The following is a 25,855-nucleotide window of genomic DNA, read 5'->3' on the forward strand; positions in this document are numbered from 1 at the left end:
GAAAGAGAGGGGAAGGTGAGTACACTCGGTTATTTACAAAAAGTAGGCCGTGCGTTGATGGTGCCGGTCGCTACATTACCTGCAGCCGCCATCCTGATGGGGGTAGGGTACTGGATAGACCCGGTTGGCTGGGGGAGCGAAAGCGCGCTGGCGGCATTGTTGATCAAGTCTGGCGCGGCGATTATCGAGCATATGGCGGTATTGTTTGCTGTTGGTGTCGCTTACGGTATGTCTAAGGATAAAGACGGCGCGGCGGCGCTGTCCGGGTTTGTCGGTTATCTGGTGTTGACTACGCTGTGCTCGCCTGCGGCGGTATCAATGATTCAACATATCCCGCTGGCAGAGGTACCCAAGGCATTCAGTAAGATTGAAAACCAATTCATCGGTATCCTGGTCGGCGTGATTTCCGCCGAGTTGTATAACCGCTACAGCCAGGTTGAATTGCCTAAAGCGCTCTCTTTCTTCAACGGTCGCCGACTGGTGCCGATTCTGGTATCAGTGCTGATGATTGTGGTGGCGTTTGTGCTGATGTACGTCTGGCCGGTGATTTATAACGCGCTGGTGTCCTTTGGCGAACATATCCAGCAAATGGGGTCGGTGGGTGCTGGTATCTATGCCTTCTTTAACCGCCTGTTGATTCCGGTCGGGTTGCATCATGCACTGAATTCAGTGTTCTGGTTCGATGTGGCGGGCATTAACGATATCCCCAATTTCCTGAGCGGGCAGCAGGCGATTGATGCTGGCAAAGCGATTCCGGGCATTACCGGGCGTTATCAGGCCGGTTTCTTCCCGATCATGATGTTTGGTTTGCCGGGCGCGGCGCTGGCGATTTATCACTGTGCGCGTCCTGAAAATCGTAGCCGGGTGGCGGGGATTATGGTGGCGGCGGCGTTTGCAGCCTTCTTCACCGGCATTACCGAACCGCTGGAATTCTCCTTCATGTTTGTCGCGCCTGTGCTGTATGTACTGCACGCCGTGTTGACCGGGATTTCCGTATTCATCGCTGCCAGCATGCACTGGATTGCCGGTTTTGGTTTCAGTGCTGGTTTGGTGGACCTGGTGCTTTCTACGCGCAACCCACTGGCGACACATTGGTATATGTTGCTGCTCCAGGGAGTGGTGTTCTTCGCCATTTATTATGTGGTGTTCCGCTTTACCATTACCCGATTTAACCTGATGACGCCGGGACGTGAAGCCGCTGCGACAACACAGACTTCAACTGAGGTAACCGCTCCTGCGGGTAATGCCCAATCGGTAGCGAAAGGGTATTTGCAGGCCATCGGCGGTAAAGACAACCTGACCGGCATCGACGCTTGTATCACTCGCTTGCGCCTGAGCGTGAAGGATTCGAGCCTGGTGGACGAATCAGCGGCACGTCAGTTAGGGGCCGCGGGTGTGATTCGTCTCAATAAGCAAAGCGTGCAGATTGTGGTTGGCACTCAGGCGGAGAATATCGCCGCCGCCTTGCGTGAGGTTTCACAGGAATAATTCGGCTGGCGTCATTATCGCCGTCTGATATCGATAAACGGAGCGCGCCTGCAAGCACGCTCCGTTTTTTTATCTTGAATTTTCATGAAACAAACGGTTGTTTCCCAGCGTGGCTTGTTGGATCATTAGTGGTTAAGGGTTGTTTTTTCGCATTTGAGGAACCAAGCATGAGTGAGGCTGAAGCCCGCCCAACCAACTTTATTCGTCAGATCATTGATGAAGATCTGGCTACCGGTAAACACGACAGCATTCAGACGCGTTTTCCTCCAGAGCCGAACGGCTATCTTCATATCGGCCACGCTAAATCCATCTGCCTGAACTTCGGTATCGCTGAAGATTACAACGGCAAGTGCAACCTGCGTTTTGATGATACCAACCCGGTAAAAGAAGATATCGAGTACGTTGAATCCATCAAACATGACGTTCAGTGGCTGGGTTTTTCCTGGAGCGGCAATGTTCGCTATTCGTCGGACTATTTTGATCAGTTGCACATGTATGCTGTTGAACTGATCAATAAAGGGTTGGCATATGTCGATGAGCTGACGCCGGAACAGATTCGCGAATACCGCGGCACGCTGACCTCTCCGGGCAAAAATAGCCCGTACCGCGATCGCAGCGTTGAAGAGAACATGGCGCTGTTTGAAAAAATGCGCAACGGCGGTTTCGCCGAAGGTGCTGCTTGCCTGCGTGCTAAAATCGACATGGCATCGCCATTTATCGTGATGCGCGACCCGGTGCTGTATCGCATCAAATTCGCCGAGCATCATCAGACCGGCAATAAGTGGTGCATCTACCCGATGTATGACTTCACCCACTGCATTTCCGATGCGCTGGAAGGTATTACACATTCGCTGTGTACGCTGGAGTTTCAGGATAACCGTCGCCTGTATGACTGGGTGCTGGATAATATCACCATTCCTGCTCACCCGCGTCAGTACGAGTTTTCCCGCCTGAACCTGGAATACGCGGTCATGTCCAAGCGGAAACTGAACCAACTGGTGAGTGAGAAGATCGTCGAAGGCTGGAACGATCCGCGCATGCCGACCATCTCTGGTTTACGCCGCCGTGGTTATACCGCCGCTTCTATTCGTGAGTTCTGCCGCCGTATTGGTGTGACCAAACAGGATAACACTGTGGAAATGGCAGCCCTCGAGTCGTGCATTCGTGATGACCTCAACGAAAATGCACCACGCGCGATGGCGGTGCTGGATCCGGTGAAAGTGGTAATTGAGAACCTGCCGGAAGGTCATGAAGAATGGCTGAGCATGCCCAACCATCCGAATAAACCAGAGATGGGAACACGACAGGTTGCCTTCAGTCGCGAAGTGTACATTGATCGCGCTGATTTTCGTGAAGAAGCCAATAAGCAGTACAAACGTCTGGTGCTGGGCAAAGAAGTCCGTCTGCGTAATGCGTATGTCATTAAGGCTGAACGCATTGATAAAGACGAGCAGGGTGTGATCACCACGATTTACTGCAGCTGTGATACGGAAACCCTGAGCAAGGATCCGGCCGACGGCCGTAAAGTGAAAGGTGTGATCCACTGGGTATCTGCTGCTCACGCGTTGCCAGCGCAGTTCCGTCTGTATGATCGCCTGTTTAGCATAGCTAACCCTGGCGGAGCAGAGGATTTTCTCTCCACCATCAATCCTGATTCACTGAGTATTGCTCAGGGCTTTGTCGAAGCCAGTTTGGGTAATGCTGAGGTCGAAAAAGCCTATCAGTTTGAGCGTGAAGGGTATTTCTGCGCGGATCGCGTTTATTCCCGTCCTGATCATCTGGTATTCAACCGGACGGTGGGATTGCGTGATAGTTGGGCGGGTTAATCGCTGCCTGATTGGGACGTTAAGATAAAAATAAAACCGCCTCGGCGGTTTTATTTTTGCTCAGAATTAATAGAGAAGGCTCAATCAGCGTTCGTCGTGCGCGTTGTCGTCTTCACGGCAGTCGCCGCTACTGCAATGGCCATACAGATACAAACTGTGGTTGGTGAGCTTGATGCCATGCTTCTCGGAAATTTCACGCTGGCGCGCTTCGATAGACTCATCGCTGAATTCAATCACCCGACCGCAATCCAGACAGATCAAATGATCATGGTGGTGTTGCTGGGTGAGTTCGAAAACGGATTTGCCACCTTCGAAGTTGTGGCGGGTGACAATGCCAGCATCGTCAAACTGGTTGAGCACACGGTAGACAGTGGCCAAACCAATCTCTTCCCCCATATCAATCAGCTTCTTGTATAAGTCTTCCGCGCTGACGTGGTGGCATTGAGGATCCTGAAGGACTTCCAAAATTTTCAGTCGTGGAAGTGTGACTTTCAGGCCGGCCTTCTTTAATGCGGTGTTGTTGTCAGTCATGCGGATTTAGTCCTGTTACGTGCTTTATCTGGGAGGCTATTAGCCTAGTATCATCGGTCGGCGTAAAAAAGGTCATGTGTCTCAATTATAGAACCGCACCATCGAAATGAAAACTACGGAACTTTTACAATATGGTTCAGGTTAACGTACTGTATTCAGAGTAGTTATCGATAAGGAACAAATTGTACGCCAGGATTTATCATTAAACATAATCCGGCTGAGCGAATGACATTGTACCTTGTCAGGATGAAAAGTTAAAAAAATGTATCACTGATTGCGATAGGTTTTATCTATCTATGGCTCTCATTATCGATTTAGCCATCGATTTACCTGTTGAGATTTACCTATCGATGTTTACTTATCGATGGTGATATGGCCCCGACTACATTGGCACCAGCGGTGCATCAGGGCCACGGGTGAATCAGGCCAGTAAGGCTTTCAAATTCAGCTCTTCGCTGATTTGCTTGACCCAGGTGGATACGCGTTCGCCGGTCAGTTCTGGCTGGCGATCTTCATCAATAGCCAGGCCGATAAAGTGATCGTCATCCGCCAGGCCTTTTGAGGCTTCGAAGTAGTAGCCTTCTGTTGGCCAGTGACCAACGATGTTTGCACCGCGCGGTTCGATGATGTCGCGAATGGTGCCCATGGCGTCACAGAAGTACTCTGCGTAGTCTTCCTGATCACCGCAACCAAAGATAGCTACTAGTTTTCCAGAAAAATCAATCTCTTCCAGGGTTGGGAAGAAATCATCCCAGTCACATTGTGCTTCGCCGTAGTACCAGGTCGGGATACCCAGCAGCAGGATGTCAAAGCGCTCCAGATCCTCTTTGCTGCTTTTGGCAATGTCGTGCAGTTCGGCGACGTCGCTGCCCAGTTTTTGCTGGATAGTTTTAGCAATATTTTCGGTATTACCAGTATCACTGCCAAAAAAAATGCCTATGAGAGCCATAGATTAAATAACCTCTTGATTCCTAAGGGTATGGTGCTTACGTCACCCACTATCCGTTAATAATAGCAGACACTGTCTGACGGATAAACGTGTATCTGTGGCTGCCTGCAGTCGTGCTGTAAAAACAATTAATTGATTCTTTTTTAATCGCCTTCTTAATGTTTTTTTAATTTTTTTTAAATACGATATTCTCACAGATAACTGAAAATATGGGCAATTGGTTAAATATCTAATTTTTATTAGTTTTTAAAAAAACAGAAAAGACTAAATATTCTTATAGTTTTGACGATGACGGAACATGGTGCTTTATTGAATGTAAATGTGCAGCAATGTTTCTTACAAAACGAGAGACTTTCTCATTACATAAGTCAAAACAAGCCTTACCTCCTCGATCAATAGCTCGTTTATGGAGTCAATTATGCAATTCCTAAAAAATATTGCCATTCGCACTGCCATGTTATGGGTGCTTGGCATCTTCTGTGTGTTATGGATTGCGGTCTCGCTCTACACTATGTATTCGTTCAAAACCATGAACGAAACATCTAAAACCAGTGCTTTGCTGGTTAATAATATGAATTTGGTTAATACCGGTAATGACCAGTATTTCCGTATGGTAACCCGACTGGCACGTGCGATTGATTATCGGCAGAGTGGCGATGATCAGAAGGCAGATGAACAGCAAAAATCATCACAGGCTGCGCTGGATCTACTGAAATCTAACCTTGAAGCCTTCAAAAAGATTGATCATGTCGGCATGTCGCCGGAGCTGGTGGACGCGGTAACACGTGACTGGAGCAACCTGATTACCCAAGGGGTTGAGCCGATGTACCAGCGTGCGGTGGACAAAAAGTTCGATGAGTACGACAAGTATGCCAAAGACATCGTGCCCGCCTTCAGTCGTCAGTTCAATGTCTCGTTCACCAACTTCAACAAAGCCGGGTCAACGATGTTCGTCGATGCCGGCGACCGGTTGGAAAGTATTACTGCTGTCGGACAGAATATTTTGTTGGCAGGGCTGGTGGCTGGTTTGTTGATGCTGTTTATGACCGATCGCTATCTGGTCGCGTGTTTGACTCGCCCACTCAACGATCTGCGTGAACACTTCCAGGTGATTGCGGCTGGCCGTCTTGGCAAACCGATTCTGGATTTTGGTAACAACTGCGTAGGTAAACTGTTCCCGCTGCTGCGCGATATGCAAACCAGCCTGGCGAACACCGTGAGTACCATTCGAAGCAGTGCGGATTCCATTTATCAGGGTGTGTCGGAAATTGCATCCGGCAACAACGACCTGGCGGCCCGTACCGAGTCGCAGGCAGCGGCATTGGAAGAAAGTGCGGCCAGTATGGAACAGCTGACATCGACCGTGAAACAGAATGCGGAAAATGCCAGCCACGCCAGCCAACTGGCTCATCAGGCTTCTACCACGGCTAGTAAGGGGGGGGCACTGGTCGACAATGTTGTGAAAACCATGGCGGAAATCTCCGGTAGTTCGAAGAAAATCGCTGAGATTACCAGTGTCATTAATGGCATCGCTTTCCAGACCAACATTCTGGCGTTGAACGCAGCGGTTGAAGCGGCTCGCGCTGGTGAGCAGGGGCGTGGATTCGCGGTGGTGGCCGGTGAAGTAAGAAGCCTGGCGCAACGCAGTGCGCAGGCGGCCAAAGAGATTGAAAATCTGATTGCCGAGTCGGTTCGTTGCGTGGATAACGGTTCCTCGTTGGTGGCTGACGCAGGCAGTACCATGAGCGAGATTGTGAAAGCGGTAACCAATGTGACCGAGATTATGTCGGAAATCGCCACCGCATCGGATGAGCAAAGTAAAGGTATCGCTCAGGCTGGCCTGGCGATCACGGAAATGGATGGCGTGACTCAGCAGAACGCCGCGCTGGTGCAGGAGGCCTCTGCCGCGACTCGCTCACTGGAAGAACAGGCGATGGTGCTGACCGAAGCGGTATCTGTATTCCGTCTGTCCGAAGAACAGGCATCCGGTCTGCCGCCAAGACGCGACCGTCAGGCACCGGTTAAAGCCGTGGCGGCCCCGGCTGCCAAAGCATTGCCTGCTGCGACATCAGCGAAGAAAGGCAGTGATAATTGGGAAACGTTCTGATGTATTGAGGACGTCAGGCGTCATGGATGACGCCAGCACTATGTAGTTGTGTTGTAGTCGTGTATTAGTCTTGTTGTTCTGCCAACTGTGCCAGCAGCATCTGTTCTATCAGTTCACTTCGGCTGATGTTTTTTTGTTCAGCTAGCGCATTGAGAATCTCTACCGCTTCACTGTTAATTTTCAGCTCGACACGGCGAAGACCCCGCACTTTGTCACGCCGCAACTGGTTGCGCTTGTTGATCCGTAACTGTTCGTCACGCGAGAGCGGATTGGTTTTCGGCCGCCCTGGCCGACGCTCATTCGCGAACAGATCCAGCGTGGTGCGATCCGTTTGTTCTTTTGCCATAACTAATGGTACTGCAAGAAATTCGGCCAAAACGCCGCGTTTGATCTCGGAGGCTCACCGCCGGGATTATCTGGTGCTTTTAGCAACTCAGGCCGCGTTTTGATGAAATGTGGTTAACGATGCAAGTGGCCATACAGCCATCCCTCATACTGAGCGCGCCATAATACCCCAGCCGTTGCGGTGGCGACAACGTTTACTGGGGCTAAGACTCAATTAAGGCTTAATTAAATCAGGCTATAAGACAACCCCTTTGCCTGCCGGGCGGACTATCGTCTCGTTGCGCCTTAATGTGAGGCTAAAAAACGGTGGATGGCGCGCAGTACGGCGTCGGGTTTTTCCGCGTGTACCCAGTGGCCTGCACCACTGACCACATGGGCTCTAGCGGCAGGAAACTGGCGCACCAGGTCGTCGCGATAACGATCGTCCAGATAAGGCGACTCACTGCCACGGATAAACAGAATAGAGCCCGTCCAGGGGGATACCTCTTTCCAGCCGACAATATGCTCGTACTGATCCCATAATACCGGTACGTTAAAACGCCACTCTCCTTGCTGAAATGACTTCAGCAAAAATTGCACCACGCCTTCTTCGCCGGACAGATGAGGCCGCATGATTTCCGCTGCCTGTGAGCGTTGTGTGACGCCCGCGTCGCTGACGGCGCGAATAGCGGCAAACACCTTATCGTGGCGACGAACCTGATAATCGACCGGCGCAATATCAATTGCCACGATGCGGTCGATGCGTGCGGCAAGCCGTTCGGTCAGAGCCATTGACACTTTTCCACCCATCGAATGGCCTATCAGGATGACACGCTCCAGACCCAGCTCGTCAATCAGTTCACACACATCCTGCGCCATAGCCGGATACGTCATCTCTGACGAGCGAGGCGACAACCCATGATTGCGCAGATCAACTTGCACGGTATCGTGATGTTTTTGCAGATCGCGTGCCAGTACGCCGAGGTTATCCAGATTACCGAATAGCCCATGAATGAGGACAACGGGTAATTGATTTTGCGGGGATTGTGCGTTTTGCCAGCGATAATTCAATTTCATGGTGAAGTTCATTCAGAGAGACAGTGGCTTAGGGTATCATGACTTTACCATGTCGCTTCGCCGCAGGGTAAACTCTCTCAGGCAGCGTCAACCGGGGCAGCAGGCGGAAAGTCGCGTTCATGTACAGGATGTGCGCGGTACGTTCAGGATAATCCTGAATATGTTCTCAGCGCTGTCTGCTGCTGTTCGTGGGTTGCGCATAGCCTGTATAATTCCCGATGATTAATTAAAGACATAAAACAGTACTGGATAAAGATGAAAACTATTGAGGTCGACGACGAGCTTTACCGTTATATCGCCAGCCACACTCAGCATATCGGCGAGAGTGCATCAGATATTTTACGGCGCATGCTGAAGTTCAGCAGCGCGCAGCCAGCGGCGGTGGCGGTACCACCGGCAACGGAGTCGACAATCACCCAGCCTGCTGCCGTGCAGCCGCCGCGTGACCGGGTAAGAACCGTGCGCGAGTTACTGTTGTCGGACGAATACGCCGAGCAGAGTAGGGCAGTCAATCGTTTCCTGATGGTGCTGTCTACCCTGTATCGCTTATCGCCAGAAGAATTTGCGGCGGCCACCGAGTCGTCGCACGGTCGTACCCGCGTTTATTTTGCGGCTGACGAGCAGACCTTGTTGCTGCACGGCGCCCAGACTAAACCTCGCCCTATTGAAGGCACGCCTTACTGGGTTATCACTAATACCAATACCGGTCGTAAACGTAGCATGGTCGAGGACATCATGCTGGCGATGCAGTTCCCGCCGGAGCTGACAGAGAAAGTTTGCGGCACCATTTAAATCACTGCGTCAGGAAGAAACGCCAATGGCTAATCACCCGAGAGCCGGACAACCTACCCGGCAAAGCGACCTGATTAATGTCGCACAGTTGACGTCCCAGTATTATGTGTTGAGCCCGGATGCGAGCAATCCGGCTCAGTCGGTTAAATTCGGTACTTCAGGCCACCGCGGCAGTGCCGCTCGCCACAGTTTCAATGAAGCCCATATTCTGGCGATTGCTCAGGCGATTGCTGAAGAGCGTAGCCGTCAGGGCATCACGGGGCCATGCTATGTGGGCAAAGACACCCACGCCCTGTCCGAGCCGGCGTTCATTTCCGTACTGGAAGTGCTGACCGCCAACGGTGTCGACGTCATTATCCAGCAGGATAACGGGTTTACCCCGACACCGGCGGTGTCGAACGCGATTCTGGTGCACAACCGCCAGGGCGGCGCACTGGCGGACGGTATCGTGATTACCCCATCGCATAACCCGCCGGAAGACGGTGGTATTAAATACAACCCGCCTAATGGCGGCCCGGCGGATACCAATCTCACCAGCGTGATTGAAAAACGTGCTAACGCACTGCTGGCGGATAACTTACGTGAGGTGAAGCGCCAGTCGTTGGATCTCGCTCGCCAGAGCGGCCACCTGCACGAACGCGATCTGGTCGAGGCGTATGTCGAGTCGCTGGGTGAGGTGGTGGACATGGCCGCTATCCAGCGTGCGGGCCTGAAACTTGGCGTGGATCCGCTCGGTGGTTCCGGCATTGCTTACTGGCAGCGCATCGCCGAGCGCTACCAGCTGGATCTGACGCTGGTTAACGATGCTATCGATCAGACGTTCCGGTTTATGACGCTGGACCACGACGGTGTTATCCGTATGGACTGCTCGTCGGTTTCGGCGATGTCTGGCCTGCTGTCGCTGCGCGATAAGTTCGATCTGGCCTTCGCCAACGACCCGGATTATGACCGCCACGGCATTGTCACCCCGGCTGGGTTGATGAATCCGAACCACTATCTGGCGGTCGCTATCAACTATCTGTTCCGTCATCGTCCGCAGTGGGGCGAATCGGTCGCAGTGGGTAAAACACTGGTATCCAGTGCGATGATCGACCGTGTAGTGGCCGATCTGGGCCGTAAACTGGTGGAAGTGCCGGTCGGCTTCAAATGGTTTGTGGATGGTTTGTTTGACGGGACGCTGGGCTTCGGCGGTGAAGAGAGCGCTGGCGCCTCGTTCCTGCGTTTTGACGGCACACCCTGGTCGACGGATAAAGACGGTATCATTCTGTGCCTGCTGGCTGCGGAAATCACCGCGGTAACCGGTAAGAACCCACAGCAGCATTATGATGAATTGGCGGCACGTTTTGGTGCACCGAGCTACAACCGTTTGCAGGCATCGGCAACGCATGCCCAGAAAGCGGCCTTGTCGAAGCTATCGCCGGAAATGGTATCCGCCAGTACGCTGGCAGGTGACCCGATCACGGCCCGTCTGACTGCTGCGCCCGGTAATGGTGCATCGATTGGCGGCCTGAAAGTGATGACCGACAATGGCTGGTTTGCCGCTCGTCCATCTGGCACGGAAGAAGCCTACAAGATTTATTGCGAAAGTTTCCTCGGTGCTGAACACCGTGAAAAAATCGAGAAAGAAGCGGTGGAAATCGTTAGCGCGGTGCTGAGCAACGCGAAGTAATGCGTCATCGGTTTTAATCAGGGCGCTGTGTAAGCAGCGCCTTTTTTATGACAGTGACTCCACCTATGCTAATGCTACCAGCAACGCGCCGACAGAAATAAGCGCGACGCCCACCCCCGCCAGCAGCGATATATTTTCACCCAGTAGCAGCACAGCCAGAATGACAGCAAATACCACGCTAAGTTTGTCGATAGGCGCGACCTGCGCGACGCTGCCGCTTTTCAGTGCCATAAAATAAAACAACCAGGACAGCGCCCCTGCCACACCACTCAATACGATAAACAACATCGCTTTATGGTTGGCCAATACGGTGCCGAAGAGTGAGGATTTGCCTTGCACCACCACCACGCCGACCAGAAACAACGCCATAATCACGGCCCGAATGGCGGTGGCCGTATTGGCATCCAGCTGTTGCAGGCCGATTTTACCAAACAGCGCCACCAGTGCAGCGCATAGCGCCGACAGTAAAGCGTAAAGTAACCAGCTACTCATCACTTATCTTCTCTCTATTGGTTAGCGTCTTGTGGCGAAAAATCAGGATGCTACGCCTGACGCGGGCAGGGCGCCAGCGTCACGAATCATTAAAAGGTGCCAGTTAGGGCATAAACCGATAGCCGATGGCAGTTTCGGTCAGAAAGTGACGTGGGCGTGCCGGGTCATCTTCCAGTTTTTGGCGTAAATGCCCCATATAGATTCGCAGGTAATGGCTGTGTTCTACGGCATTAGGGCCCCAGACCTGATTGAGCAGCTGGCGCTGTGTCAGCACTTTGCCGGGGCTGGCGAGCAGGGTGGACAGTAGTCGGAATTCGATGGGCGTCAGGTGCAGTTCCTGCTGATTGCGGATAACCTGGCGGTTGAGCAAATCCACGGTGACATTAGAAAAGGTAATCAGCGGGGTTTCCTGCTGGGGAGTACTAAAACGACGTAACGCGACCCGTGAGCGTGCCAGCAGTTCGCCAATGCCGAAGGGTTTGGTGAGATAGTCTTCGGCACCGGCATCCAGTGCGGCGATTTTGTCCTGTTCGTCGGTGCGGGCTGACAACACGATAACCGGAATAGCGCTCCACTGCCGTAGATCACGGATGTAATCAATGCCGTCGCCGTCGGGCAGACCCAGATCAAGAATAATGAGATCCGGTTTGCGCGTCGCGGCTTCTATCAACCCCCGTTGCAGCGTTTCGGCTTCAAACACGCGACAGCCTTCACCTTCCAGCGCGTTGCGGACAAAACGCCGGATCTCTTTTTCATCTTCTACGATCAGTATGTTGGTCTGTAACAGGGTCAAGACTCCATCTCTTCAGGTTCGAGCGCCGGTGGCGCACCCAACGGCAGGGTAAAATGGAACACCGCGCCGCCTTCGTCGGCGTTGGTGGCCCAGATTTTCCCGCCGTGAATTTCTACAATCGCCCGGCAAATCGCCAACCCCAGCCCGACGCCGGGAATCGAAGACTCTTTGTGCCCGCGGGCAAACTTGTCGAAAATGATTTTTTCCTGACCGATGGGGATGCCTGGGCCGTTATCCTGAATCTGCACTTCCAGCACATCGCCGGACGCTGACGAGGAGATACGGCTGGCAGAAAGGGTAATGGTCGCCTGCTCACCTGCGTATTTGATGGCGTTTTCCAGCAGATTGATCAGCACCCGCTCGATCAGGCTGGCGTCGCAGTACACCAGTATCATGTCCTGCGGCAACCGTAAATGAATAGTATTGCTTGCCAGCGAGTTTTCCAACTGCCGTAATGCGCTTCCGGTTAACTCTTCCAGCGTTTGCCACTCTTTACGCAAATTAAAGCCATCAGACTGGATGCGCGCCATGTCCAGCAAGTTGTTGACCAGACGCGTGGTGCTGAGAATGTGCTGGCGTATTTGGCTGGCCTGTGGGGCATAGGGAGAACCTTCAGAGGCCAGGTTGAGCGTCAGGATTTCCGCCTGACCGAACAGTACCGTCAACGGGGTGCGTAAATCATGGGACAGCGCGGCCAGCAGTGAGTTACGCAGTTGCTCGCGTTCAGCGTCCAGACGTGCATTTTCCGTGCTGTTGACCAAATGCAGCCGTTCCAGTGCGTTAGTGATCAGCACCGTAAAGGTTTCCAGCATGCGCTGCTGTTCCGGGATCATTAACTGACGTGCGTTGGCGGGCTCGACGGCGATGACGCCAAACGTCAGTTGTGACGTTGCCAGCGGTAGCAACTGGTAAGGCACGCCCGGCAGTGTGGCGGTACCGGCACCGGCAGGAGCGGCATGATCGTAACTCCAGCGGGCAATCGCTTTATCGACGATCAATTGCTCGGGTTCATCAAGCGCAACCTGCTGTAACTCCGCCGTTGGGGAAGACAGTGGTTCAGCCAGCAAAATGGCTATCTTGGCCTGAAACGTAGATCGCAGAAAATGATGGCTGGCTTTGGCGATATCCTCCACCGACAGGCTGCGGTTAAGCGCTTTGGACATTTCGTACAGATGGCGCACCCGCTGTTCGCGGTAGCGGGCGACGCGGGCCTGATAACGTACCCCGGCGGTCAGATTTCCCACCAGAATACCGATAGTCAGCATCACCGCAAACGTGACCAGATACTGTGCGTCGGCGACAACGAAGGTACCTTTCGGTACTACGAAAAACAGATCAAAACTGGCGACATTGATGACGGCAGCGAAGACGGATGGCCAGCGGCCATAAAACAGCGCGATGATCACCACGGCCAGCAGGTAGAGCATCACCAGGTTGACCGGCTCCAGCATCGAGAAGGGCGACCACAGCGCCAGCAGGGTGATTAGCGCGCACAGCAGCACCGCCACACCGCAGCCGTAGAGTTGTAACCGCCATTTATCGGTAATTCCCCGGATCTCCGGTGCTTTGGGCGGTGGCGGTGTAGCATCGTCCTGCACTGACACCACCAGCAAATCGAGATCTGGCCCTAACTTGCCGAGCTTCTCGGCAAAGCGGGTGCGACGCCACCAGCCGAGCTTTTGCTCGGTGTGACGCCCAATGACAATTTTACCGAGATTATGATCGCGAGCGTAACGCAATACCGCGCGCTCTACCGAAGGGTCAGACAGGGTGGCGGTTTCCGCCCCCAAATCTTGCGCCAGCTTCAGGGCACGCAGGATGGCCCGCCGATCGCCTTCCGGCAGGCGATGCAAGCCGGGTGTTTCAACATACACCGCATGCCAGATGCTACCCAGGCGGGCAGCCAGACGGGCGGCGGTACGCACCAGCTTTTCATTGCCCACCCCGCGACCGATACACAGCAAGATGGCATCACGAGTATGCCAGACCCGCTCACGCCCCTGACTGGCGCGCATCGCGCGCATCTCGTCGTCCACCCGGTCAGCCATACGCCGCAGTGCAAGCTCACGTAGGGCGAGCAGATTGCCTTTGCGAAAGAAGTTTTCGATGGCGCGTTCTGCCTGCATCGGCAAGTAAACTTTGCCTTCATTAAGACGCTGGCGTAAGTCATCAGGTGGTAGGTCCACCAGCACCACCTCGTTAGCGTCGTCAAAAATCGGGTCGGGAACGGTTTCCCGTACCCGGATACCGGTGACACCGCCCACGATATCATTGAGACTTTCCAGATGCTGCACGTTGACGGTGGTGAAGACATCGATGCCAGCATCCAACAGTTCCTGAACGTCCTGCCAGCGTTTGGGGTGGCGAGAACCGCGGATATTGCTGTGCGCCAGTTCGTCGATCAGGATGATCGCCGGGCACCGTGCCAGAGCCCCATCCAGATCAAACTCATGATGATGGCGACCGTAGTGGCTGATCTTCTTCATCGGCAGGGAGGGTAGGCCTTCCACCAGTGCGGCGGTTTCGCTGCGCCCGTGGGTTTCCACCACCCCGACCAGTACGTCCAGCCCCTGTGCTTTCAGACGCTGCGCCTCCTGTAGCATGGCGTAGGTTTTACCTACGCCTGCACAAGCGCCGAAGAAGATTTTGAGTTTACCGCGCGGCTGCTCCTCAATCTGGCTTAAGAGGCTATCCGGGTCGGGTCGACGTTGTTCCTCGTCGGTCATTTCTGTTCCTCATCAATCGGGTCTGTTCTGGCGACACTGCGGTGCTTTAATCAGGGAAGCTGTTTAAGCTTATCCAGCGCCATATTCAATTCTACGACATTCACTACCGGCGCACCGATAAATGCGGGCATTGGCGTATCAGTATGGCTATTGATTAATTGATCCACCTGATCCTGCGACAAACCGCGGGCTTTGGCGACCAGTCCGGCCTGATAGCGTGCCGCTTGTACCGAAATGTGTGGGTCAAGGCCGCTGGCCGATGCCGTGACCAGATCGACCGGTACGGCATCGTTATCACCGTGACGCTGATGCCAGGCGGCGACATTCTGGCTGATGGCTTTGTCCAGCGCCGGGTTACTGACCGCCAGATTGCTGCCGCCAGACGCCATGGTGTTGTAGGCACTGTCCGAGGTCGCGGATGGGCGTCCCTGGAAGTACCCGTCACGGCTGAATGCCTGGCCTATCAGTGACGATCCAACCGGCTTGTCCTGTTGGTAGAGCAGGGAGCCGTTGGCCTGCGCCGGGAACAGCAATTGCCCCAGCGCGGTAGCCAGCAAGGGATAAGCCACGCCGGTTACCAGAGTCATCAGCAGCAACAGCACCAGAGAAGAACGAATATAATTCATGATGATTACCTTTGGTTACGCCAGTCCGGTGACGGTCAGGATCAGGTCTATCAGCTTGATGCCGATGAACGGCACCAGCAGGCCGCCCAGCCCGTAAATCCACAGATTACGGCTCAGCAATGCCGCCGCACTCATAGGTTTGTAGCTAATCCCTTTCAGCGCCAGCGGGATCAGGAACACGATAACCAGCGCGTTAAAGATCACCGCAGACAACATCGCCGAAGCAGGGGAGTGCAGGTGCATAACGTTAAGCGCGTTCAACTGCGGATAGGTTGCCGCGAACGCCGCCGGGATGATGGCGAAGTACTTGGCCACATCGTTGGCGATACTAAAGGTGGTGAGTGACCCTCGGGTCATCAGCATCTGTTTGCCGATGTGTACCACTTCGATAAGCTTGGTGGGGTTGGAGTCCAGATCCACCATGTTACCCGCTTCTTTAGCCGCCTGAGTACCGGAGTTCATGGCTACCGCCACATCGGCTTGTGCCAGCGCTGGGGCGTCGTTGGTGCCGTCACCGGTCATGGCGACCATGCGGCCTTCCGCCTGATACTGACGAATCAGCGCCAGCTTGGCTTCCGGCGTGGCTTCCGACAGGAAGTCGTCTACGCCAGCCTCGGCGGCGATGGCGGCGGCAGTCAGCGGGTTATCGCCGGTGATCATGACGGTTTTGATCCCCATGCTGCGCAGTTCAGCGAAGCGTTCCTTGATACCGCCTTTGACGATATCTTTCAGCGCTACTACGCCCAACACGCGTTTGCCCTCCGCCACTACCAGCGGGGTGCTGCCTTGTCGTGCAACGCTGGCGACGGCGTCTTCCACTTCAGCCGGGAAATGCCCCTGATTGGCTTCAATGTAGCGACGCAACGCGTCCACCGCGCCTTTGCGGATAGTGCGGCCCTGAATGTTGACACCGCTCATGCGTGTTTGCGCTGAGAACGGCACAAAGGTGGCATCTAAATCCTGTAGCGCGCGTTCACGCAGGCCAAAGCGCTGCTTGGCCAGCACCACGATGCTGCGACCTTCCGGCGTTTCATCCGCCAGTGACGCCAGTTGCGCCGCATCCGCCAGCGATTGTTCACTGATCCCCGGTGCTGGCAGAAACGCTGACGCCTGACGGTTGCCGAGCGTGATGGTGCCGGTTTTGTCCAGCAGCAGCACGTCGATGTCGCCGGCAGCCTCAACGGCACGGCCACTGGTGGCGATGACGTTGGCACCGAGCATACGGCTCATACCGGCGATACCAATGGCGGACAGCAATCCACCGATAGTGGTAGGGATCAGACACACCAGTAGCGCCACCAGAACGGTGATACTGATGACCGAGCCGCTGTTGTTAGCCAGTACGCTAAACCAGGAAAACGGCGATAACGTCGCGACTACCAGCAGGAAGATGATGGTCAGTTCCACCAGCAAAATAGTGAGTGCGACTTCGTTCGGCGTTTTACGACGTTTGGCGTTTTCCACCATGGCGATCATGCGGTCGATAAAGGTTTCGCCGGGGTTGACGGTGCATTGGATCACCAGCCAGTCGGACAGTACGCGGGTACCGCCGGTCACCGAGGCGAAATCGCCGCCGGATTCGCGGATCACCGGTGCGGATTCACCGGTGATGGCGCTTTCATCCACCGAGGCTCCGCCTTCCAGCACTTCACCGTCGCAGGGGATCATCTCACCGGCGGACACCAGCACTATGTCACCTTTACGCAAGCTATCAGCCGGTACCTGCTGGGTGGCGGCATCGTGATGCGGGGTAGCCAGTTTGTTGGCCCAACTGGTTTTCTTCACCCCTTTCAGGGCTTCAGCCTGTGCTTTGCTACGGCCTTCCGCCAGTGCTTCAGCGAAATTGGCAAACAAGACCGTTACCCACAACCACAGCGTGACAGCACCGGTGAACCCGGCACTACCGTCGGTATGACCGCTGGCGATAGCCAGCCAGATACCGGTTGTCAGCAGGCTGCCGATATACACCACGAACATCACCGGGTTGCGCCACTGGATGCGTGGGTCGAGTTTTTTTACTGAATCCACCAGCGCGTTACGCAACAGAGCGGAATCAAAAAGCGTTTGCTGTTTACGAATCATCTTCTTTCTCCGGCTCAGTGAACCAGACTTGACTGTAACTGCTCGGCAACGGGACCCAGTGCCAGGGCAGGGATAAAGTTCAACGCGCTAATCAGTAAAATGATGGCGATGAGCAGGCCGATAAACAGCGGACCACGGGTGGATAACGACCCTTGGGTTTCCGGTTGGCGTTTTTTCGCCACCAGCGAACCGGCGATAGCCAGTACTGGAATCAGCGATGAGAAACGCCCTACCAGCATGGCGATGCCCAGCGTCACGTTGTAAAACGGGGTGTTGACGGTGAGACCACCAAACGCGCTGCCGTTGTTGTTGGCGGCAGACGAGTAGGCGTACAGCACCTCGCTAAACCCGTGTGCACCGGGGTTCAGAATACCGGCGCGACCGGCTTCGGTACTGAGCGCCAGTGCCGTACCCAGTAACACCAGCGCCGGGGTGATGAGAATAGCCAACGCCGCCATTTTCATTTCCCATGCCTCGACTTTTTTACCCAGGTATTCCGGGGTACGGCCGATCATCAGTCCGGCGATAAATACGGTCAGCAAGACGAACACCAGCATGCCGTAAAAACCGGAACCTACGCCGCCGAAGATCACTTCGCCAATCTGTATCAACCACATCGGGATCAGACCACCCAGCGCGGTAAACGAATCGTGCATGGCGTTAACCGCACCACAAGACGTGGCGGTGGTAATGGCGGCGAAAAAGGCCGATGCCAGTACACCGAAGCGCGATTCCTTACCTTCCATGTTTTGCGCGCTGTCCGCCCCCAGCGATAACAGATGCGGGTTACCACTCACTTCGGCATACATCACGACCACTGTTGCAACGATTAGCATCAGCGACATCGCCCACAGCAGGGTATGACCCTGACGGCGATCGTTGACCACCCGGCCAAAGGCAAAACACAGCGCTGCTGGGATCAGCAGGATGGACAGCATCTGCACGAAGTTAGTCAATGCATTCGGGTTTTCAAACGGGTGGGCCGAGTTGGCGCCAAAAAATCCGCCGCCGTTGGTACCCAGCATTTTTATCGCTTCCTGTGAGGCCAATGGCCCCATCGGCAGCACCTGCGATGCGCCTTCCAGCGTAGTGATATGCTGGTAAGGCAGGAAGTTTTGAATGCTTCCCTGGCTGATGAAGAACAGGCTGAGCAGCAATGAAATGGGCAGCAGCAGGTACAAGTTGATGCGTAGCAGATCCAGCCAGGCGTTGCCCAATTCGTGGGTAGTGCGGCGTGCGAAGGCGCGCATCAGCACAAATGCGACGGCGATACCGGTCGCCGCGGACAAGAAATTCTGTACTGTCAGCCCTACCATCTGGCTGAAATAGCTCAGAGTACTTTCCCCGCTGTAAGCCTGCCAGTTAGTGTTAGTGACAAAACTGATTGCGGTGTTGAGCGCCAGATGCCAGGACATCCCCGGCATCTGCTGTGGGTTCAGCGGCAAATGATCCTGATACAGGAGTATCAGAAACAGCAGCACGATACCCAACAGGTTGAATGCCAGAATGGCGATCGCGTAGTGCTGCCAGCCCATTTCACGGGTTGAAAAGCCGCAGAGCCGGGCTGCGCTCAGTTCATAACGGCGTAATGCGCCGGTTTCCCCTTCCACCAACCGGGCAATAAACTGGCCGAGCGGTTGTGCCAGCACTAACAGGAGTGCAAACAGACTGACGATGAGTAAAAAAGCATCGCTGGGCATCAGAATTCCTCCGCGTTGAGCAATGCATAAAAAAGGTAAACTAGCAGTAAAACCACCAGCATACCGCCTGCCACCAGGCCAATATTCACAGTCACCTCCAACGGTGTTGACACGTTTATTCTGCCGTCGCCCTGTTCGGCTGCGGTATCTTACTGATGACCGCACACCTGAATAATGGGCGTCTTCCTGCACGATTCAGGCTACGCAGAGTGAGAAAAAGAAGGTGCAAATTTCCGCGGAGCGGGCGTAAAAAAAGTATAAAAATGGTGAAAGATACGTCAGTTAGGCTAGTGCCAGGGTGGCGATGGGACGGTGGTTAGCCAGTCGTGTCGCTCTAACGCGATGCCAAGACAAGATAGCGATATGTGACGTGGTAGTTAAAAGATTAACCTAAATTTAACTTACTGGTGGGTATGAAAAAATAGTCACTTCTGGTGTTGTTATCTGGTCCGATGAGTGTAGGATTTAATCAGATTAGGGTGTGTTAGGGAGGCGTAATTATGATGTCTTATGTTGTGTATCCTTGGTATCGGGTTGTGCTGCGCCGCATCGGCGTTGTGTTGGCGGGTACGTTGGCGCTGCCGGTTATGCTGTTCTGGCCTGGTCGTGCTCGTTTTTATAGCTATCTGCATCGTGTATGGCTTAAGACCAGCGACAAGCCGGTGTGGCTGGAGCAGTCGGAACACGCCGCCGGGTATTTTTACTGATTGACCCGATGTAACGGGACGCTTCGGCGACCGTTGCGCTTTTCTGCCCATCCGTTTTTTCCCCCTGTTTCTTTTGCTGGCTTTCTGACCGCTTCTCTGTGCGGCGCTTTCCTGCGCTCTGCTATGCTATGGCAATAGCACTCTCGTTTAATCAAGGGGATAGATATCATGACCGCCGATCTGATTTCCGTTGGTATTAGTGCGTGCCTGCTGGGTAATCCGGTACGTTTTGATGGTGGGCACAAACGGCTTGCTTTTGCCGTTGAACAGTTAGCGCCTTATTTCCATTTTGAACCGACATGCCCGGAGATGGCGATAGGTTTGCCAGTACCTCGCCCGGCGTTGCGGCTGGTGAAGTCGGATGCAGGGGACATCCGGTTGTTAGCCAGCAATGGCTCCGGGCTGGATGCGACTGAAAAGATGGCCGCGTTTTCCGCTGCCAGAACAGCGGAACTGGCGCATCTGTGTGGCTATATTGTTTGTGCCAAATCCCCCAGTTGCGGCATGGAGCGGGTCAAGGTGTATGAACCTGCTCAGAATAACGCCCGTAAAAGCGGGGTGGGGCTGTTTACCCGGCAGTTACAACAAACGTTACCCTGGCTGCCGGTGGAAGAAGATGGACGCCTGCACGATCCGATGCTGCGTGAGAACTTCATTACCCGCGTTTATGCGCTCCACGAATTCAATCAGTTATGGCAAAGCGGGTTGAGCCGTAGCGCACTCATGAGTTTCCATAGCCGTTATAAATTGTTGTTGCTGGCGCATTCGCAACCGGCGTACCGCGAACTGGGGCCGTTTGTCGCCGCAATCGACCAGTGGGATTCTCTGGATGCGTTTGCGGCACAGTACCGGTTGCGACTGATGACGCTGTTGTCACACCCCGCCTCCCGCCGCAATCACACCAACGTGTTGATGCACGTGCAGGGATATTTTCGCCGTCAATTGACCGCCGGGCAGCGGCAGGAGTTAGCGCAGTTGATCGAGCGCTATCGTCAGGGCGTCCAACCCTTACTGGCACCGCTTACCTTGTTGCGTCATTACATGACAGAATACCCGGATGCCTGGTTGTCGCAGCAGCGCTATTTTGATCCTTACCCGGAAGCACTGCGGTTACGCTATGGCCACTAAGTGCCTATCCCATTAGGGCTATTTCTCTTGCCATTTGGGTATTGAGCAGTGCTCGAAATCCTCACGTACTCCGTGTACGCTCCGGTTTATTCGCTGCGCTAATAATCCCAACTGGGACAGGCCTTAAGTCAGGTCTTCGTTTTAATCAGGTCTTTGTTTTAAGTAGTACGACGTTAAGGATGGTTCATGACCACACATTTGGTTTGGTTTCGCCACGATTTACGCCTTACCGATAATCTGGCGTTACACGCCGCCTGCCAGGATCCCGACGCGCGGGTAGAAGCCGTGTTTATCGCCACGCCGCAACAGTGGGCCAGCCATGATATGGCACCCTGTCAGGCTGCATTTTTACTGGGTAATTTACGCTGTTTGCAACAAGCACTACAGGAGAAAGGCATCCCGCTGCACTACCAGCAATGTGACGATTTTGCCGCCAGTGTGCGTTGGCTGGCTGACTTTTGCCGCGAGCGTCAGGTCACGCAGCTATTTTACAACCGTCAGTATGAATGGAATGAACGCCAGCGTGATGGGCAACTGACCCAGGCTTTAGCGGGGGTGACCGTGTGTCGGGAATTTGATGACAGCCTGTTATTGCCACCGGGTAGCGTGGTGACAGGGTCTGGCGAGATGTACAAGGTGTTTACGCCATTTCGTACGGCCTTTATCAAACGCCTGCAACTGCAGGATGTCAGCTCGTTACCTGCGCCGGTTACCCGCCAACAGGGGGACGTCACGCTAGCGCCGCTGGCACCGTTCGACTATCCGCAAGCGGAGGTTCATGCGGATTTTCCGGTCGGTGAGGCGGCGGCGGTGCAGCGCCTGCGCCAGTTTTGCCGCGAGCAGGTAGCCTTCTACCATGCGTTGCGCGACCTGCCTGCGCGACCTGCCACCAGCAAGCTATCACCCTATCTGGCGCTGGGTATTTTGTCGCCACGCCAGTGTTTCAACCGGTTAAGAATGGAACACCCTGACTGGCTGTCTCAGCCGGAGGGCGGCGCGTTTACCTGGTTCAACGAGCTGGTGTGGCGTGAGTTTTACCGCCACCTGTTGGTGTTTAGTCCGTCGCTGTGTCGGCACCAGCCATTCATTGGCTGGACGCGGCGTGTAGCCTGGCGTCACGCGCCGGATGAACTGGCCGCGTGGCAGCGCGGGGAAACGGGGTATCCCATCGTTGATGCGGCGATGCGTCAGTTAAACCAGACGGGCTGGATGCATAACCGGCTTCGCATGATCTGCGCCAGTTTTCTGGTGAAAGATCTCCTGATCGACTGGCGTGAAGGTGAGCGTTATTTCATGAGCCGTCTATTGGACGGCGATTTGGCGGCCAATAATGGCGGCTGGCAGTGGGCTGCTTCCACTGGTACTGACGCTGCACCTTATTTCCGTATTTTCAATCCGACCACGCAGGGTGAGCGCTTCGATCCGGACGGTGAGTTCATTCGACATTGGATACCCGAGTTGGCGCAGATTCCGGGCAAGGCGGTACATCAGCCTCATGACTGGGCTGCCTGCCAGCACCGGCGTATCGATTATCCGGCACCGATTGTCGATCATAAACAGGCGCGCACGCGCACGCTGGCGGCATTCGAAGCTGCCAAACAGGAAGCGGCATCATCGCCACAACAGCATTAAGGAGCACAAGAGCTATGCGTAATACAGAACTGGAAAGCCTGATTAACGGTTTTCTGCATGTGGCTGCGTTTCAGGATTACGGCCCTAATGGATTACAGGTAGAAGGGCGCAGTGATGTGCAGCGTATCGTGACCGGTGTGACGGCGTGTCAGGCTTTGCTGGATGCGGCAGTAGCGCAGCAAGCCGATGCGGTGCTGGTCCATCATGGCTACTTCTGGCGTAACGAACCGGCGGTGGTACGCGGCATGAAACGCCAGCGTCTGAAAACCTTGCTGGCGAATGATCTCAATTTGTATGGGTACCACCTGCCGTTGGATGCCCACCCGCAAATCGGTAACAACGCCCAACTGGCGGCGATGCTGGATATTTGCGTTCTGGGGGAGATTGAGCCGCTGTTGCCGTATGGCGAAGTCGCTCAGCCTTGTAGCGGTGACGCGTTGCGTCACAAACTGGAAAGGGTATTGGAGCGGCCGGTGTTGCACTGTGGTGACAATGCGCCTGCACAGATCCGGCGTATTGCCTGGTGTACGGGGGGTGGGCAAGGTTTTATCGATCAGGCGGCGGACTTCGGCGTTGATGCTTTCATCACCGGTGAGGTGTCGGAAAAAACGATTCATACCGCTCGTGAAATGGGGCTACATTTCTACGCTGCCGGACATCATGCTACTGAGCGTGCCGGTATTCGTGCATTAGGTGAGTGGCTTACGGCACAACACGGTTTTGACGTGACATTTATCGATATCCCTAACCCGGCGTAGAGCAGACCGGGTTTGGATGAGGCAATCGCGAGATAGGGCAGAACATCAGTCGGGAGGTGGAATGCAACGCGCACGCTGTTATTTACTGGGTGAGAGAGCGGTGGTGCTGGAGCTGGAACCGCCATTACGACTGGAAAGCCAGCAGCGGATTTGGGGGCTGGCAGAGCGTTTGACCGGGCATGACGAGGTCAGTGAAGTCATTCCCGGCATGAATAACCTGACGGTGGTGCTCAGACACCCCCGTGAACAGGCGCTGGATGCCATCGAACGGTTGCAACGTTGGTGGGAAGAGAGTGCATCCTTCGCGCAAGAGCAGGCCCGTGACGTTGATATTCCGGTGACCTATGGCGGTGATTACGGCCCGGACCTGAAAACGGTGGCTGAGCACTGTGGTATGACGCCAAAGCAGGTGGTGGAACGTCATGCTGCCGGGCGTTATGTGGTCTATTTTCTGGGTTTCCAGCCCGGTTTCCCTTATCTGGGCGGGTTGGATGAGGCGCTGTTTACTCCTCGTCGTGCCGAACCACGCGTGCAGGTGCCCGCCGGTTCAGTCGGGATTGGCGGCAATCAAACCGGTATCTACCCGCTCAGTACGCCGGGCGGTTGGCAACTGATTGGCCAGACATCGCTGGCGTTATTCCAGCCGACGCAGACACCGCCAGTGTTGTTAAGACCGGGCGATCGGGTGCGCTTTATACCCCAGCGGGAGGGAATATGCTGAAGATTATTCGCGCAGGGTTGCAAACCACCGTACAGGATCTCGGACGTCCAGGTTGGCGTCAACTGGGGATCAGTCAGTGTGGCGCGTTGGATAGTCCGGCGTTGAAACTCGCCAATCTGCTGGTGGGGAACGAAACGACTGCGGCCGCGCTGGAAATTACACTGGGGCAACTGGTCGTTACGTTTACCGCGCCATGCTGGATAGCGTTGACCGGTGCCGATTGCCACGCCTCATTGGACGGTAAAACGTTGTGGACCGGCTGGCGTTTTCCGGTACAAAAGGGGCAGACGTTACGCTTGCGCTCGCCGCGTAACGGTATGCGCAGTTATCTGGCGGTATCCGGAGGGATTGCCGTACCAGAGATATTGGGTTCTCGTAGCACCGACCTGAAAGCGGGTATTGGCGGGCTGGAAGGGCGACTGCTGGCGGAAGGCGATGTGCTCCCGTTAGGGAAACCGGCACGCTTGCCCGAACGTTCAGTGGGGGTGAAGCAACTGCTATTCGGTAACCGGGTACGTGTGTTGCCAGGACCGGAATATCAGGAGTTTAGTGAAGCGGCGCGCGATAATTTCTGGCGTACCGGCTGGCATCTAAGTCCGCAGAGTAACCGCATGGGATATCGCCTGTTGGGGCCAGAGTTAGTGCGCGAAAAGCAGCGAGAAATGCTGTCGCACGGTCTGTTGCCGGGGGTGATTCAGGTGCCGCATAACGGCAAGCCTATTGTGTTGATGGCGGATGCGCAGACTACCGGCGGTTATCCGCGTATCGGTTGTGTGATTGACGCCGATCTTTACAACATGGCGCAGTTGCGTCTGGGAGAGCCGGTGCACTTTATTCGCTGCTCGCTGGATGAAGCGCAGCGAGCATGGCAGGAGCAATCCCGCTATCTGGAGCAGATTGCCTGGAGGTTACATGGTCATTGATTTGAATGCCGATCTGGGAGAAGGCGGTCAACATGACGAGGCGTTGCTACAGCTGGTTTCCTCCGCCAATATCGCTTGTGGTTTTCATGCTGGCGATGCCAGTCTGATGCGCCAGTCGGTACGTTGGGCTATCCAGTATGGCGTGGCGATCGGGGCTCATCCGAGCTTTTTTGATCGCGAAAACTTTGGCCGAACGGCCATGAACGTACCGCCGGACAAGGTATATGCGCAGGTGCTGTATCAGATTGGTGCCCTGGCAGCGATCGTTAAGGCAGAAGGGGCGCGCCTGTTTCATGTGAAGCCACATGGCATGCTCTACAATCAGGCGGCGCGCGATCCGGCACTGGCAGAGGCGATCGCCCGTGCGGTTGCGGCGGTCGACTCGTCGTTGTGTCTGGTAGGGCTGGCGGGGAGTGAATTGATTCATGCTGGTCAGCGCGCCGGGTTGAAGAGCCGTCAGGAGGTTTTCGCTGATCGCAGCTATCAGGCCGATGGTTCGCTGGTACCACGTGATCAACCTTCTGCCGTGATCAGTAGCGACGAACTGGCACTAGCCCAGACATTGGAAATGGTGCAGCGTCAGCGGGTTCGGGCTCAGGATGGCAGTTGGGTCTCGGTACAGGCAGAAACGGTCTGCTTGCATGGCGACAACGAGCATGCGCTGGTTTTTGCCCGTCGGCTTAGGGAGAGTTTCACGCAGTACGGCATACAGGTTACGGCCCGTTAGCAGAAAAGCGTGGATACGGGCATGCACTGAACATAAAAAGGCTAAAAGTAAAAAGGTCGGGTAAATACCCGACCTTA

23 protein-coding genes are annotated in these 25,855 nt (G+C 54.7%); 12 read left to right on the forward strand and 11 right to left on the reverse strand.

The window, feature by feature from the left end; all coding sequences use genetic code 11:
• Positions 1 to 15: 15 nt before the first annotated feature.
• Complete coding sequence (nagE, locus tag DD586_RS05825; protein WP_012883882.1) at positions 16 to 1,488, forward strand: N-acetylglucosamine-specific PTS transporter subunit IIBC; 1,473 nt, start codon at positions 16 to 18, stop codon at positions 1,486 to 1,488.
• Positions 1,489 to 1,655: 167 nt separating this feature from the next.
• Complete coding sequence (gene glnS, locus DD586_RS05830) at positions 1,656 to 3,314, forward strand: glutamine--tRNA ligase (protein WP_012883883.1); 1,659 nt, start codon at positions 1,656 to 1,658, stop codon at positions 3,312 to 3,314.
• 84 nt (positions 3,315 to 3,398) lie between these two features.
• Here the strand turns inward: glnS and fur are convergent, their stop codons facing one another.
• Both fur and fldA read right to left on the reverse strand, forming a co-directional pair.
• Positions 3,399 to 3,845, reverse strand: a complete 447-nt coding sequence (gene fur, locus DD586_RS05835; RefSeq protein WP_012770614.1) for a ferric iron uptake transcriptional regulator — start codon at positions 3,843 to 3,845, stop codon at positions 3,399 to 3,401.
• A 421-nt stretch (positions 3,846 to 4,266) separates the two neighbouring features.
• Positions 4,267 to 4,794, reverse strand: coding sequence for a flavodoxin FldA (gene fldA, locus DD586_RS05840; RefSeq protein WP_012883884.1), 528 nt, complete (start codon positions 4,792 to 4,794; stop codon positions 4,267 to 4,269).
• Between the two features lie 418 nt (positions 4,795 to 5,212).
• On the opposite strand from fldA, the gene DD586_RS05845 reads away from it, so the two are divergent.
• Positions 5,213 to 6,901, forward strand: coding sequence for a methyl-accepting chemotaxis protein (locus DD586_RS05845; RefSeq protein WP_012883885.1), 1,689 nt, complete (start codon positions 5,213 to 5,215; stop codon positions 6,899 to 6,901).
• A 64-nt stretch (positions 6,902 to 6,965) separates the two neighbouring features.
• On the opposite strand, the gene ybfE is transcribed toward DD586_RS05845, so the two are convergent.
• Both ybfE and ybfF read right to left on the reverse strand, forming a co-directional pair.
• Positions 6,966 to 7,247 carry a LexA regulated protein gene (gene ybfE, locus DD586_RS05850; protein ID WP_012883886.1) on the reverse strand — a complete coding sequence of 94 codons (282 nt, stop codon included), beginning with the start codon at positions 7,245 to 7,247 and terminating at the stop codon, positions 6,966 to 6,968.
• Positions 7,248 to 7,531: 284 nt separating this feature from the next.
• The gene (gene ybfF, locus DD586_RS05855; protein ID WP_041164323.1) at positions 7,532 to 8,302 is read right to left on the reverse strand and encodes an esterase; all 771 of its coding nucleotides are present in this window, start codon (positions 8,300 to 8,302) and stop codon (positions 7,532 to 7,534) included.
• Positions 8,303 to 8,557: 255 nt separating this feature from the next.
• Here ybfF and seqA point away from each other — a divergent pair, with 255 nt between their 5' ends.
• Together seqA and pgm are read left to right on the forward strand one after the other, a co-directional pair.
• A complete protein-coding gene (gene seqA / locus DD586_RS05860) occupies positions 8,558 to 9,094 on the forward strand; it encodes a replication initiation negative regulator SeqA (protein ID WP_012883888.1) in 537 nt (178 codons plus the stop codon).
• Positions 9,095 to 9,119: 25 nt separating this feature from the next.
• Positions 9,120 to 10,763, forward strand: coding sequence for a phosphoglucomutase (alpha-D-glucose-1,6-bisphosphate-dependent) (gene pgm / locus DD586_RS05865; protein WP_012883889.1), 1,644 nt, complete (start codon positions 9,120 to 9,122; stop codon positions 10,761 to 10,763).
• 63 nt (positions 10,764 to 10,826) lie between these two features.
• On the opposite strand, the gene DD586_RS05870 is transcribed toward pgm, so the two are convergent.
• The 7 genes from DD586_RS05870 to kdpF form a co-directional block, all read right to left on the reverse strand.
• The gene (locus DD586_RS05870) at positions 10,827 to 11,255 is read right to left on the reverse strand and encodes an EamA family transporter (RefSeq protein ID WP_012883890.1); all 429 of its coding nucleotides are present in this window, start codon (positions 11,253 to 11,255) and stop codon (positions 10,827 to 10,829) included.
• A gap of 103 nt (positions 11,256 to 11,358) precedes the next feature.
• Positions 11,359 to 12,048 carry a two-component system response regulator KdpE gene (gene kdpE, locus DD586_RS05875; RefSeq protein ID WP_012883891.1) on the reverse strand — a complete coding sequence of 230 codons (690 nt, stop codon included), beginning with the start codon at positions 12,046 to 12,048 and terminating at the stop codon, positions 11,359 to 11,361.
• Positions 12,045 to 14,774 carry a two-component system sensor histidine kinase KdpD gene (kdpD, locus tag DD586_RS05880; protein ID WP_012883892.1) on the reverse strand — a complete coding sequence of 910 codons (2,730 nt, stop codon included), beginning with the start codon at positions 14,772 to 14,774 and terminating at the stop codon, positions 12,045 to 12,047. The genes kdpE and kdpD overlap by 4 nt, the downstream gene beginning before the upstream one ends.
• A 50-nt stretch (positions 14,775 to 14,824) precedes the next feature.
• Positions 14,825 to 15,400, reverse strand: a complete 576-nt coding sequence (kdpC, locus tag DD586_RS05885) for a potassium-transporting ATPase subunit KdpC (RefSeq protein WP_012883893.1) — start codon at positions 15,398 to 15,400, stop codon at positions 14,825 to 14,827.
• A gap of 15 nt (positions 15,401 to 15,415) precedes the next feature.
• Positions 15,416 to 17,482, reverse strand: coding sequence for a potassium-transporting ATPase subunit KdpB (kdpB, locus tag DD586_RS05890; RefSeq protein WP_012883894.1), 2,067 nt, complete (start codon positions 17,480 to 17,482; stop codon positions 15,416 to 15,418).
• Positions 17,483 to 17,496: 14 nt separating this feature from the next.
• The gene (gene kdpA, locus DD586_RS05895) at positions 17,497 to 19,182 is read right to left on the reverse strand and encodes a potassium-transporting ATPase subunit KdpA (RefSeq protein WP_012883895.1); all 1,686 of its coding nucleotides are present in this window, start codon (positions 19,180 to 19,182) and stop codon (positions 17,497 to 17,499) included.
• Positions 19,182 to 19,295, reverse strand: coding sequence for a K(+)-transporting ATPase subunit F (gene kdpF, locus DD586_RS22450; RefSeq protein ID WP_049779755.1), 114 nt, complete (start codon positions 19,293 to 19,295; stop codon positions 19,182 to 19,184). Before kdpF ends, kdpA begins: the two co-directional genes overlap by 1 nt.
• 387 nt (positions 19,296 to 19,682) lie before the next feature.
• Here kdpF and DD586_RS05905 point away from each other — a divergent pair, with 387 nt between their 5' ends.
• From DD586_RS05905 to pxpA, 7 genes are all read left to right on the forward strand, one after another.
• Positions 19,683 to 19,889 carry a YbfA family protein gene (locus DD586_RS05905; RefSeq protein ID WP_012883896.1) on the forward strand — a complete coding sequence of 69 codons (207 nt, stop codon included), beginning with the start codon at positions 19,683 to 19,685 and terminating at the stop codon, positions 19,887 to 19,889.
• A 168-nt stretch (positions 19,890 to 20,057) separates the two neighbouring features.
• Positions 20,058 to 21,017 (forward strand): YbgA family protein, encoded by a 960-nt coding sequence (locus DD586_RS05910; protein WP_012883897.1) that lies wholly within the window; start codon positions 20,058 to 20,060, stop codon positions 21,015 to 21,017.
• Positions 21,018 to 21,203: 186 nt separating this feature from the next.
• A complete protein-coding gene (gene phrB, locus DD586_RS05915) occupies positions 21,204 to 22,649 on the forward strand; it encodes a deoxyribodipyrimidine photo-lyase (protein WP_012883898.1) in 1,446 nt (481 codons plus the stop codon).
• A 14-nt stretch (positions 22,650 to 22,663) separates the two neighbouring features.
• Positions 22,664 to 23,407: a type 2 GTP cyclohydrolase I gene (locus tag DD586_RS05920; protein ID WP_012883899.1), complete on the forward strand. Its 744-nt coding sequence runs from the start codon at positions 22,664 to 22,666 to the stop codon at positions 23,405 to 23,407.
• Positions 23,408 to 23,468: 61 nt separating this feature from the next.
• Positions 23,469 to 24,128 (forward strand): 5-oxoprolinase subunit PxpB, encoded by a 660-nt coding sequence (gene pxpB / locus DD586_RS05925; RefSeq protein ID WP_012883900.1) that lies wholly within the window; start codon positions 23,469 to 23,471, stop codon positions 24,126 to 24,128.
• On the forward strand, positions 24,122 to 25,051 hold the full coding sequence (gene pxpC, locus DD586_RS05930; protein ID WP_012883901.1) for a 5-oxoprolinase subunit PxpC: 930 nt from the start codon (positions 24,122 to 24,124) through the stop codon (positions 25,049 to 25,051). Before pxpB ends, pxpC begins: the two co-directional genes overlap by 7 nt.
• Positions 25,041 to 25,778, forward strand: a complete 738-nt coding sequence (gene pxpA / locus DD586_RS05935; protein WP_012883902.1) for a 5-oxoprolinase subunit PxpA — start codon at positions 25,041 to 25,043, stop codon at positions 25,776 to 25,778. The genes pxpC and pxpA overlap by 11 nt, the downstream gene beginning before the upstream one ends.
• The last annotated feature ends 77 nt before the right edge of the window (positions 25,779 to 25,855 follow it).

The sequence above is a fragment of the Dickeya parazeae Ech586 genome (assembly GCF_000025065.1).
GTDB lineage: Bacteria > Pseudomonadota > Gammaproteobacteria > Enterobacterales > Enterobacteriaceae > Dickeya > Dickeya zeae.

Excerpts from the sequence above, each read along its gene's own strand:
- DD586_RS05910 (WP_012883897.1), top strand. The coding sequence starts at position 20,058 with ATGACCGCCGATCTGATTTCCGTTGGTATTAGTGCGTGCCTGCTGGGT.
- fur (WP_012770614.1), bottom strand. The coding sequence starts at position 3,845 with ATGACTGACAACAACACCGCATTAAAGAAGGCCGGCCTGAAAGTCACA.
- seqA (WP_012883888.1), top strand. The coding sequence starts at position 8,558 with ATGAAAACTATTGAGGTCGACGACGAGCTTTACCGTTATATCGCCAGC.
- pxpC (WP_012883901.1), top strand. The coding sequence starts at position 24,122 with ATGCTGAAGATTATTCGCGCAGGGTTGCAAACCACCGTACAGGATCTC.
- DD586_RS05870 (WP_012883890.1), bottom strand. The coding sequence starts at position 11,255 with ATGAGTAGCTGGTTACTTTACGCTTTACTGTCGGCGCTATGCGCTGCA.
- phrB (WP_012883898.1), top strand. The coding sequence starts at position 21,204 with ATGACCACACATTTGGTTTGGTTTCGCCACGATTTACGCCTTACCGAT.
- kdpD (WP_012883892.1), bottom strand. The coding sequence starts at position 14,774 with ATGACCGACGAGGAACAACGTCGACCCGACCCGGATAGCCTCTTAAGC.
- pxpA (WP_012883902.1), top strand. The coding sequence starts at position 25,041 with ATGGTCATTGATTTGAATGCCGATCTGGGAGAAGGCGGTCAACATGAC.
- pxpB (WP_012883900.1), top strand. The coding sequence starts at position 23,469 with ATGCAACGCGCACGCTGTTATTTACTGGGTGAGAGAGCGGTGGTGCTG.
- pgm (WP_012883889.1), top strand. The coding sequence starts at position 9,120 with ATGGCTAATCACCCGAGAGCCGGACAACCTACCCGGCAAAGCGACCTG.
- ybfF (WP_041164323.1), bottom strand. The coding sequence starts at position 8,302 with ATGAAATTGAATTATCGCTGGCAAAACGCACAATCCCCGCAAAATCAA.
- DD586_RS05920 (WP_012883899.1), top strand. The coding sequence starts at position 22,664 with ATGCGTAATACAGAACTGGAAAGCCTGATTAACGGTTTTCTGCATGTG.
- DD586_RS05845 (WP_012883885.1), top strand. The coding sequence starts at position 5,213 with ATGCAATTCCTAAAAAATATTGCCATTCGCACTGCCATGTTATGGGTG.
- ybfE (WP_012883886.1), bottom strand. The coding sequence starts at position 7,247 with ATGGCAAAAGAACAAACGGATCGCACCACGCTGGATCTGTTCGCGAAT.
- kdpA (WP_012883895.1), bottom strand. The coding sequence starts at position 19,182 with ATGCCCAGCGATGCTTTTTTACTCATCGTCAGTCTGTTTGCACTCCTG.
- fldA (WP_012883884.1), bottom strand. The coding sequence starts at position 4,794 with ATGGCTCTCATAGGCATTTTTTTTGGCAGTGATACTGGTAATACCGAA.
- kdpC (WP_012883893.1), bottom strand. The coding sequence starts at position 15,400 with ATGAATTATATTCGTTCTTCTCTGGTGCTGTTGCTGCTGATGACTCTG.
- glnS (WP_012883883.1), top strand. The coding sequence starts at position 1,656 with ATGAGTGAGGCTGAAGCCCGCCCAACCAACTTTATTCGTCAGATCATT.
- kdpB (WP_012883894.1), bottom strand. The coding sequence starts at position 17,482 with ATGATTCGTAAACAGCAAACGCTTTTTGATTCCGCTCTGTTGCGTAAC.
- DD586_RS05905 (WP_012883896.1), top strand. The coding sequence starts at position 19,683 with ATGATGTCTTATGTTGTGTATCCTTGGTATCGGGTTGTGCTGCGCCGC.